The 8,683-nt window shown below is 65.0% G+C and carries 9 protein-coding genes; 5 read left to right on the top strand and 4 right to left on the bottom strand.

Annotated features, from left to right (window positions below):
• Positions 1-25: 25 nt before the first annotated feature.
• The 5 genes from WA904_RS12150 to WA904_RS12130 all read left to right on the top strand — a co-directional run bounded on the left by WA904_RS12150 (position 26) and on the right by WA904_RS12130 (position 5,278).
• Positions 26-478: a DUF4260 domain-containing protein gene (locus WA904_RS12150; RefSeq protein ID WP_425197379.1), complete on the top strand. Its 453-nt coding sequence runs from the start codon at positions 26-28 to the stop codon at positions 476-478.
• Positions 479-505: 27 nt separating this feature from the next.
• Positions 506-1,195: a response regulator transcription factor gene (locus WA904_RS12145; protein WP_425197377.1), complete on the top strand. Its 690-nt coding sequence runs from the start codon at positions 506-508 to the stop codon at positions 1,193-1,195.
• Positions 1,192-2,514, top strand: a complete 1,323-nt coding sequence (locus tag WA904_RS12140; protein ID WP_425197376.1) for an ATP-binding protein — start codon at positions 1,192-1,194, stop codon at positions 2,512-2,514. Before WA904_RS12145 ends, WA904_RS12140 begins: the two co-directional genes overlap by 4 nt.
• Before the next feature lie 171 nt (positions 2,515-2,685).
• Complete coding sequence (locus WA904_RS12135; protein WP_425197375.1) at positions 2,686-3,876, top strand: EAL and HDOD domain-containing protein; 1,191 nt, start codon at positions 2,686-2,688, stop codon at positions 3,874-3,876.
• Positions 3,877-4,069: 193 nt separating this feature from the next.
• Positions 4,070-5,278, top strand: a complete 1,209-nt coding sequence (locus tag WA904_RS12130; RefSeq protein ID WP_425197374.1) for an EAL and HDOD domain-containing protein — start codon at positions 4,070-4,072, stop codon at positions 5,276-5,278.
• Here WA904_RS12130 and WA904_RS12125 read toward each other — a convergent pair.
• From WA904_RS12125 to lipB, 4 genes are all read right to left on the bottom strand, one after another.
• Positions 5,268-6,113 carry a DMT family transporter gene (locus WA904_RS12125; protein WP_425197373.1) on the bottom strand — a complete coding sequence of 282 codons (846 nt, stop codon included), beginning with the start codon at positions 6,111-6,113 and terminating at the stop codon, positions 5,268-5,270. The genes WA904_RS12130 and WA904_RS12125 overlap by 11 nt on opposite strands.
• An 81-nt stretch (positions 6,114-6,194) precedes the next feature.
• Positions 6,195-6,884, bottom strand: a complete 690-nt coding sequence (locus tag WA904_RS12120) for an AraC family transcriptional regulator (protein ID WP_425197372.1) — start codon at positions 6,882-6,884, stop codon at positions 6,195-6,197.
• Positions 6,885-6,888: 4 nt separating this feature from the next.
• Positions 6,889-7,905: a lipoyl synthase gene (lipA, locus tag WA904_RS12115; RefSeq protein WP_425197371.1), complete on the bottom strand. Its 1,017-nt coding sequence runs from the start codon at positions 7,903-7,905 to the stop codon at positions 6,889-6,891.
• Positions 7,906-7,928: 23 nt separating this feature from the next.
• Positions 7,929-8,582, bottom strand: a complete 654-nt coding sequence (lipB, locus tag WA904_RS12110) for a lipoyl(octanoyl) transferase LipB (RefSeq protein WP_425197378.1) — start codon at positions 8,580-8,582, stop codon at positions 7,929-7,931.
• Between the last annotated feature and the right edge of the window lie 101 nt (positions 8,583-8,683).

Raw genomic sequence — 8,683 nt, 5'->3', positions numbered from 1 at the left:
GGCTAAGGCGCTGAGCTTTGGCCTGGTGGGCGGGCGGCTGGCCCGCCTGGCGCAGTCGCCTGAGGTGAGGCGCGCTGCGCCGCGCACCTTGTCCCCGGGCAGTGCGGGCGGTGGTGTGCGGCTTCTGCTTCGCCTGGAAGGGCTGGCTGTGCTGGTGATGGCTGCAGCGGCGTATGCGCAGTTTGGTGCGGGCTGGACATTTTTCGCCTGGCTGTTCCTGCTGCCTGACCTGTCTTTCCTGGCCTACCTGGCGGGGCCGCGCACGGGTGCCATGGTCTACAACGCCGCGCACTCTTACGCCGGCGCGCTGGGCCTGCTGGCCCTGGGTGTGTTGGCAGCGATGCCGCTGGCGCTGGCCGCGGGGCTGGTCTGGTGTGCACATATCGGGCTGGACCGTGCGCTGGGCTACGGACTCAAGTACGCAACGGGTTTCGGCAACACCCATCTGGGCCGCGTGGGGCGCGCCGATCCCTGGTGAGCGGGACAACCTTCTTATGATGGCGCCATGCCCCGTATCCTGCTGATTGACGACGACGAACACCTGGCCGCACCGCTGGCGACTTATTTCGCACGTTTTGGCTTCCTGCTCGACAGCGCGACCCGCCCGGGCCAGGGGCTGGCGATGCTTCGCGCCACCGCCTACGACGCGGCCATCCTCGACGTCATGCTGCCCGAGATGGACGGTTTTGCGCTGTGCCGCGAGATACGCAAGGAAAGCGACATCCCCATCGTGATGCTGACCGCACGCGGCGACGTGATGGACCGCGTCGTGGGCCTGGAACTTGGCGCCGACGACTACCTGCCCAAGCCTTTCGAGCCGCGCGAACTGGTGGCGCGTGTGCAGACCATCTTGCGGCGCCAGCGCGCGGTGCCCGCAGCGGCGCGCGACCAGCAGCGTGTGTTCCAGGATCTGGCCATCAACCTGGAAACGCGCGAGGTGCTGCGCCAGGGGCAGCCCGTGGAACTTACCGGCACCGAGTTCGAATTGCTCGCGCTGCTGGCGGCCGAGCCCGGCAGGGTGTTCAGCCGCGATGACATCCTGAACCGGCTGCGCGGACATGAGGCTGAGCTCTACACGCGTGCGGTGGACATCGTGGTGAGCCGGCTGCGCAAGAAGCTGGAGCCGCTGGATTGCATCAAGACGCTGCGCAATGCGGGCTACACGCTGGCCGTGGGCAAGGCCGAAGCGCCATGAGAAAAAAAGACAAACGTGTGCTTGCCTCGGGCCGCTGGCGGCGGCGCTGGCGCCACTCGCTGAAGCTGCGGCTGGTCACCATGTTTCTGTTGCTGGCGCTGGTCATGACGGCGATTTTCATGGGCGGCATGCAGCGCGCGTTTTCCACCGGCTGGCGCGACGCCGCCAAACCGCTGGTGGCCGACTACGTGGACCGGGTGGTGGCCGAGCTGGGCACTCCGCCGGATGTGGCCAAGGCCGAGGCGCTGGTGACGCGGCTGCCGATTGCCATCCGTATCGAGGGGCCGCAGGTGAACTGGCAGTCGCATCCAGAGCGCTTTGGGTTTCGCGAACGTGCGGGCGATGGCCGTGTGGGTGACTGGCTCAGCCGCAGCACCGCCGACGGCCACCGCGTGAGTTTTGGCCTGGGCACCGTGCCCTGGCAGCGCGGGCCGCACGGCATTTTTGGCTGGCTCACGCTGGCGCTGCTGCTGGCGCTGATTGCCGCTTCCTATATGTATGTGCGGCGCCTGCTCCGGCCGCTGGATGACATTGGCGCCGGTGCCGAGCGTTTTGGCCGCGGCGACTTTGCCGAGGCGATTCCGCTGCGCCGCCGCGACGAACTGGGCGACCTGGCGCAGCGCATCAACACCATGGCGCAGGACATCAAGGGCATGCTGGATGCCAAGCGCGGCCTGCTGCTGGCGCTGAGCCACGAGCTGCGCTCGCCGCTGACGCGCGCGCGCCTGAACGCCGAGCTGCTGCCCGTCAGTGCGGACGGCAATGGCCCGGGTGAACGCGAGCGTGCCGCGCTGCTGCGCGACCTGGGCGAGATGCGCGACCTCATCAGCGATCTGCTGGAAAGCGAGCGCCTGGCCAGCCCGCATGCCACGCTGCACCGCGAACCGGTGGACCTGGCAGCGCTGGTGCGCGAGGTGGTGGCCGACATGCCCGACGCCGCAACGGTGACGCTGGAGCTGCCTGTGGACCTGCCCGCGCTGGCGCTGGACCGCATGCGCATTCGCCTGCTGGTGCGCAACCTGCTCGACAACGCACTGCGTTACAGCGAAGAGGCCGGCCAGCCGCCGCGCATCGCCCTGACCCGTCAGGACGGTGGTGTGCTGCTGGAGGTGCGCGACTTCGGCCCCGGCGTTGACGCCGCGCAGCTGGCGCACTTGACCGAGCCTTTTTACCGCACCGACAGCGCGCGCCAGCGTGCAACTGGCGGCGTGGGGCTGGGCATGTATTTGTGCCAGCTGGTGGCGCAGGCGCACGGTAGCCGCCTGGAGGTGCGCCGTGCCGAGCCGGGCCTGAGCGTACGGTTGTTGCTGGCGGACTAGATTCATTTCCGTCCCGGCGCGGCTGAATTCACCAAGCAGAGGGAGGAATCCCGGCTTTCTTGAAGAATCGGCGGTCACGCTTTTTCCTTACAGTGTCCCGAGAGAGTCTGCCATCGGTCTTGCTGATGAAAGGCGGAGACATCTTTTACCCAAAACTGGCGTGACACCTGAATGGCTGAAAATAATTACCTTGTGCGGGCGCCGCTGCTTGATCCGAAGCAGAAGGTCACCGGCTACAAGCTCGTATGGCAAAAAAATGGCGAAGGCAGCAGCGATGCCGAATTGCGCCAGCTGCTGGCTTTTGTGGCCGAACACGTGGCTAGCGCGAAGCTGGGCTTCCTGTTTCTCGATGCGAGCCCTGCCGTGTATGGCGCCGCTGCGCTCAATGTCCTGACACCCGCCAGCACGGTGCTGGTGCTGAACCGCGCCGACCTGGTGGAGGAAGACCATGTGATGCTGGCCACCGCCTTGCGCAAACGCGGCTTTGGCCTGGCGCTGCGCGATGCGGACCTGGCTGGCCTGGAAGCCGACGAAACACTGGTTCCCCTGCTCACCCACGTCCGGATTGGCGCCGGCCATCCGGAGCTGGCGGCGATCGCCCGGTACGCCAAAACCAGGAAGTTTCCTTTGTCGGTGGTGGTGGACCAGTTTCCGGGCTGGCGCGAGTTTGATGCCTGTGCCCTCATGGGCCTGAGCGGCCTGTTCGGGAATTTCTGCCAGACGCCGCGCGTACCGAACCCGGCAGAAAAACCAAGCTCGCAGGCCATACTGATCCTCCAGCTGATGCAGCTGGTTCAGGACAATGCCGACATCCATCATCTGGAGAAAATCCTGAACCAGGATGCGAGCATTTCGGAAAAACTGCTCCATCACATGAACTCCGCCAGGTTCGGCCTGGATGGCCAGATCGCCTCGGTGCGGCAGGCGGTGACGATGCTGGGCTACAAGCCGCTGTTTCGCTGGCTTTCCCTGTTGCTGGCTACAACCAGCAAGTCCGGGTTCTGTCCTGCCCTGCTGCAGGCCGCCATTATTCGCGGGCGTTTTATCGAGCTTCTTGGACAGGGGCTGCTTCCCAAAAGCGAAGCCGACAGCCTGTTCATCGTCGGCACGTTTTCGCTGATGGACCAGTTGCTGGGAATTTCGATGGACGAAGTATTCCGCCAGGTGGTGCTGCCGGAGGCCGTGGCGCAGGCCCTGCGTTCGCGCGACGGTGTGTATGGGCCTTTCCTCGCACTGGCAGAGTCCTGCGAACGCGAGGATGGCAACACGGCGGCGCTGGCCGATGCCTTGTCCATGGAGGCGGAGCGCATCAATCAGGCGCACCTGGCTGCCATGGTCTGGGCGCAGAATATCAAGCTTTGAGGTTCCCGGTGATGGCACTCACGTGTAACCGGCAGAAATTTTGACTCTGACAATACCAAACAGAAGGATAATTTCGACGTCACTGGATCAACACGGCTCTCCCTGGTGGGAGCTTTCCCGGCCTCTGGCATGCGCCCCTGAGTCGGTCGATTCAGGGCGTGGTGCCCCTGTTCTCACAACCTGGCTTTAAAGTTTGGCAAGCGACAACCGTTATCTTTTCAGGGCACCGCTGCTTGACTCCGAGCAGCGCGTCATCGGCTACAAGCTGGCTTGTCAAAAGAACCCGCAGGACAACGAATTCTCCGAAGAGGCGAGTTCGCACCAGCTGCTGGCCCTGCTGCCAGAACATGCCGGTGAAACCCGGTCGGGCCGCTTTTTCCTGCAGGTGAGCCCGGTGGCCCGGTTCGCGGAGGAACTGGCCGCCCTCTTGCCCCAAGCCACCGTGCTGATCCTGAAGCAGGCCGACCTGATGGACGAGGGCAACCGGGCCATGCTGGCCTCACTGCGTGAGCGGGGCCTGGGTCTGGCCCTGCAGGATGCGGACCCGGTTTTTCTGGAACCGCGGGCGAACGAAGCGCTGCTTTCCCTGCTCAGCCACGTGCTGGTTGCCTTTGACCACCCGCAGCGGGCTGCCATCATCAGCCTGGCCCGGCAAAGGCAGCCGCCTCTGGCGGTGGTGGTGGACAAGGTGCCGGGCTGGCCGGAACTCGCCGCCTGTGCAGGCACGGGTGTTTCCGGCATTTTTGCGGATATCTGCCGGGCGCCCCGCGAGATCAGGCAGCCGGTCAAGCTGGGCCCGCAGGCGCAGCAGATTTTGCAGCTGATGCACATGGTGCAGGGCAATGCAGACATACGCCATGTCGAGAAAGTCCTGAAAAGCGACGTCACGCTTTCCTACAAGCTGCTTCGTTATATCAACTCCGCGGGTTTTGGCCTGGAAGTCGAGATCGAATCGCCGCGCCATGCCGTGGCCATGCTGGGTTATGCGCCCCTGTTTCGCTGGCTTCTGCTGTTGCTGACGCGCACGCACGCCACGGGTTTTTCGCCAGCGCTGATGCAGGCGGCCATGATTCGCGGGCGTTTTGCCGAACTGCTGGGCCAGGGTTTTCTTTCCCGCCGGGAAGCGGAAAACCTGTTTGTGGTGGGGATGTTTTCCTTCCTCGACCGCTTGCTGGGCATCCCCGTCAAGGAGGTGTTGAGCCAGCTGACATTGCCGGAAACGGTTGCCGAAGCATTGCTTGCGCGCGAGGGTGTCTACGCCCCTGTGCTGACGTTGGCGGAAGCCTGCGAGAGCGAAGACGGCCGCACTGCTGATTTTGCGGCGGCTTTGTCCATGAAGGCCGAGGACGTGAACCACGCCCATCTGGCGGCGCTGGCCTGGGCGCAGAACATCAAGATCTAGGAGCGCGTGTGCCGAGCACGGCAGCGCCAATGATCATGGTCGCCGCCAGGCCGATGCTCCACGTCAACGCACGGCCGCTGACCAGCATCAGCAGCGCGGTCGAGCCCAGCGGTGTGAGGTAACTCAGGATGCCGATCTGCCGTGCATCGCCGAGCTTGAGCGCCCGGTCCCAGAGGAAAAACGCCATACCCAGCGGGCCCAGCCCCATCACGGCAAGCAGCAGCCCGTCGCGACCCGACAACACCACCGACGGCTCCAGTGCCCAGTGGCACAGCAGCGAGAGCAAGCCGGAAACCAGGCCGAACAGGCCGATGGCGGCGGTGGGGAACGGTGCGACGCGTTTGGTGAGCAGCGAGTAGCTGGCCCAGATGAAGGCCGAGCCGAGCGCCGGCAGATAAGCCCAGGACCAGCCGCCGTTTTGACCGCTGTTGCTGGCGCCCAGGATGGCGATGGCTGCGCCGGTAAAGCCGAGCAGGGCGGCGGCCACATGCACGGCGCGCAAGTGGATGCCGCGGAGGAACAGCGGCGCCAGCACCACCATGAAAAGCGGCCAGAGGTAGTTGACCAGGTTGGCCTCCACCGGCGGTGCATGGCGCAACGCGATGAACAGCAGGAAATGAAAACCGAACAGGCCATACACGCCCAGCAGCAGCGTGCTGGCGGGTATATGCCATTGCTGCCTGTCCTTCAGTACAAAGGGCAATGCCAGCAGGCTGCCGACCAGCAGGGCGACGCCGGTCAGCAGGAAAGGCGGAACGTGGCGCAGCGACACGCCGAGGGAGGCGAGGCTGGCCCACAGGGCGATGGCGCCCAAGGCGTACAGATTGGCTGGCATGGCGAAAGCATAGTCGTCGGCCGCGTGCGGCATCGTCGCGCACGCCGGGTCAACCGTCGCAGAACAACGGTGTTGATGTTTTCAGTGGGGCCGCAGCCGGCGCAAGGCGGCCGTCAGTGCCGAGGGCGACTGATAGCCGCAGCGCAGTGCGGTTTCGGCCACGCTCATGCCGCCGTCACGCAACTGGACGGCGAGCGCCAGCCGCTGGCTGCGCAACCACTGCATGGCACTGAGCCCGGTCTCGCGCCGGCAACGTTCTGCAAATCGCGAGGGGCTCAGAAACACCTGTTGCGCCAGTTGCGCCACGCTCAGGGCTTCGTGCAGGTGCTGGCGGGTCCAGCCGGAGAGCTGGTCCCAGTTGATGGGGCGCTCGTAACGTCTGGGTGCGGGGCCGGGTATGCGCCATGCATCAAGCAGGAGCAGCGGACCGTAATGCTGCGCCAGACCGTCAGGATGTTGCAGGGCTTGCGCCAGGTAGTGGGCCAGCGCCACGGCCTGAGCTGCCTGCGCGGGCTGGGCCGGACAATGCGCCCAACCAGATTGCGCGGTGTCCAGCACCAGGCAGCGGCTGCCGCTGCGGGCTTCAAAGTCGTGGCGTTCTCCGGGAGCAATCAAACAGCCCTGGCCGGCGCTGATGCGCTGGCCCCGGCCCTGGACCTCCAGCTCCAGCACACCGTCCAGGCCCAGCAGCACCTGGAAGTGCGCATGCGCATGGCTGCCGTGCGAGGCGCCGTAATGGCGCAGCGACAGCGAGCCCTGCGGCGTGTTCATGATTTCAGAGGGTATCGGCCACGCCGGCAGCGTGGGCCTGCTGGTCGGCGTGGTAGCTGGAACGCACCATGGCGCCGACGGCAGCGTGGGTGAAACCCATCTCGTAGGCTTCCTGCTCGAACATCTTGAAAGTGTCGGGGTGCACGTAGCGGCGCACCGGCAGGTGGCTGGTCGAGGGCGCGAGGTACTGGCCGATGGTCAGCATGTCGATGTTGTGCGCGCGCATGTCGCGCATAACCTGCAGAATTTCTTCATCGGTTTCGCCCAGGCCGACCATGATGCCGCTTTTGGTCGGCACGTCGGGGTGCAGGGCCTTGAATTTTTTCAGCAGATTCAGCGAGAACTGGTAGTCCGAACCGGGGCGCGCTTCCTTGTACAGGCGCGGCGCGGTTTCCAGGTTGTGGTTCATCACGTCTGGCGGCGCGGCTTTCAGGATGTCGAGCGCGCGGTCGTCGCGGCCGCGGAAATCGGGCACGAGAATTTCGATGGTTGTGTTCGGCGAGAGTTCGCGGATGCGCGAGATGCAGTCCACAAAATGCTGGCTGCCGCCATCGCGCAGGTCGTCGCGGTCCACACTGGTGATCACCACGTATTTGAGCTTGAGCGCGGCAATGGTTTTGGCCAGGTTCAGCGGCTCGTCCACGTCCAGCGGGTCAGGCCGGCCGTGGCCGACGTCGCAGAAGGGGCAGCGGCGCGTGCACTTGTCTCCCATGATCATGAAGGTGGCCGTGCCCTTGCCGAAACATTCGCCGATGTTGGGGCAACTGGCTTCCTCACACACCGTGTTGAGCTTGTTCTCGCGCAGGATCTGCTTGATCTCGTAAAAGCGCGTGCTCGGGCTGCCGGCCTTGACGCGAATCCACTCGGGCTTTTTGAGCATCTCGCCCTGCACCACCTTGACCGGAATGCGCGAGAGCTTGGCCGCGGCCTTCTGCTTGGCCAGCGGGTTGTAGGCCTCCTGGCTTTGAACATCGCGAACCACGGGGTTGGTGGCAGGGGTGAGGGCTTCGGGTGTACTCATGGTGTGTAGGTGTTTCTGTCGGGTCAGGGGGCCAGGTAGGTGACGAGCTTGTGGCCCAGCACGTCCGCAGCCTCCTGCCAGCTGGCCGATACCCCGATTGTAGAAAGGTCTGTGGTTTGCAGCCCGGCATAACCACAGGGGTTGATGCGCGAGAAGGGTTCCAGGTCCATGGCGACGTTGAGCGCCACGCCGTGGTAGGTGCAATGGCGGCTGACCTTGATGCCCAGCGCGGCAATCTTGCCCAGGCCGCGGAAAGGGTCGATGGGGCTCTGTGGGCCGGTCAGTGCAGCGTGCGAGGTCGGATCGTCCAGGCGCACATAGATGCCGGGCGAACCCGCGACGCGGTGCCCGGTCACGCCGAAATGCGCCAGCGTGCGGATCACGGATTCCTCGATGCGGTAAACGTATTCCTTGACGTAGTAGCCGGCGCGTTTCAGGTCGATCAGCGGATACGCCACCACCTGCCCGGGGCCGTGGTAAGTCACCTGTCCGCCGCGATCGGTTTGCACCACCGGAATGCTGCCTGGGTTCAGCACATGGTCAGGTTTGCCGGCCAGCCCCTGCGTGTAGACCGGCGGATGCTCACAAATCCATAGCTGGTCGCGCCCATCGTTATTGGGCTGAAGGCCGTTTTGGCTTGTATTTTCTCGGCTGCGGCCGGCCGTGAAGGCCTGCATGGCCTGCCAGGTGGGCAGGTAATCGACCTGGCCCAGTTGGCGGGTCAGCACGGTAAGGCCGCCGCGCCGGGCCGCCCCAAGCAAGGCCAGCCCCCTCGGGG

Source organism: Polaromonas sp., from assembly GCF_049790275.1.
In the GTDB taxonomy this organism is placed as follows: domain Bacteria; phylum Pseudomonadota; class Gammaproteobacteria; order Burkholderiales; family Burkholderiaceae_C; genus Polaromonas.
This window is presented reverse-complemented; position numbering and strand designations above follow the sequence as displayed.

Bases quoted from the DNA above. Each gene is read 5' to 3' on its own strand.
- WA904_RS12140 (WP_425197376.1), top strand. From the start codon at position 1,192: ATGAGAAAAAAAGACAAACGTGTGCTTGCCTCGGGCCGCTGGCGGCGG.
- WA904_RS12120 (WP_425197372.1), bottom strand. From the start codon at position 6,884: ATGAACACGCCGCAGGGCTCGCTGTCGCTGCGCCATTACGGCGCCTCG.
- lipB (WP_425197378.1), bottom strand. From the start codon at position 8,582: ATGCAGGCCTTCACGGCCGGCCGCAGCCGAGAAAATACAAGCCAAAAC.
- lipA (WP_425197371.1), bottom strand. From the start codon at position 7,905: ATGAGTACACCCGAAGCCCTCACCCCTGCCACCAACCCCGTGGTTCGC.
- WA904_RS12125 (WP_425197373.1), bottom strand. From the start codon at position 6,113: ATGCCAGCCAATCTGTACGCCTTGGGCGCCATCGCCCTGTGGGCCAGC.
- WA904_RS12145 (WP_425197377.1), top strand. From the start codon at position 506: ATGCCCCGTATCCTGCTGATTGACGACGACGAACACCTGGCCGCACCG.
- WA904_RS12135 (WP_425197375.1), top strand. From the start codon at position 2,686: ATGGCTGAAAATAATTACCTTGTGCGGGCGCCGCTGCTTGATCCGAAG.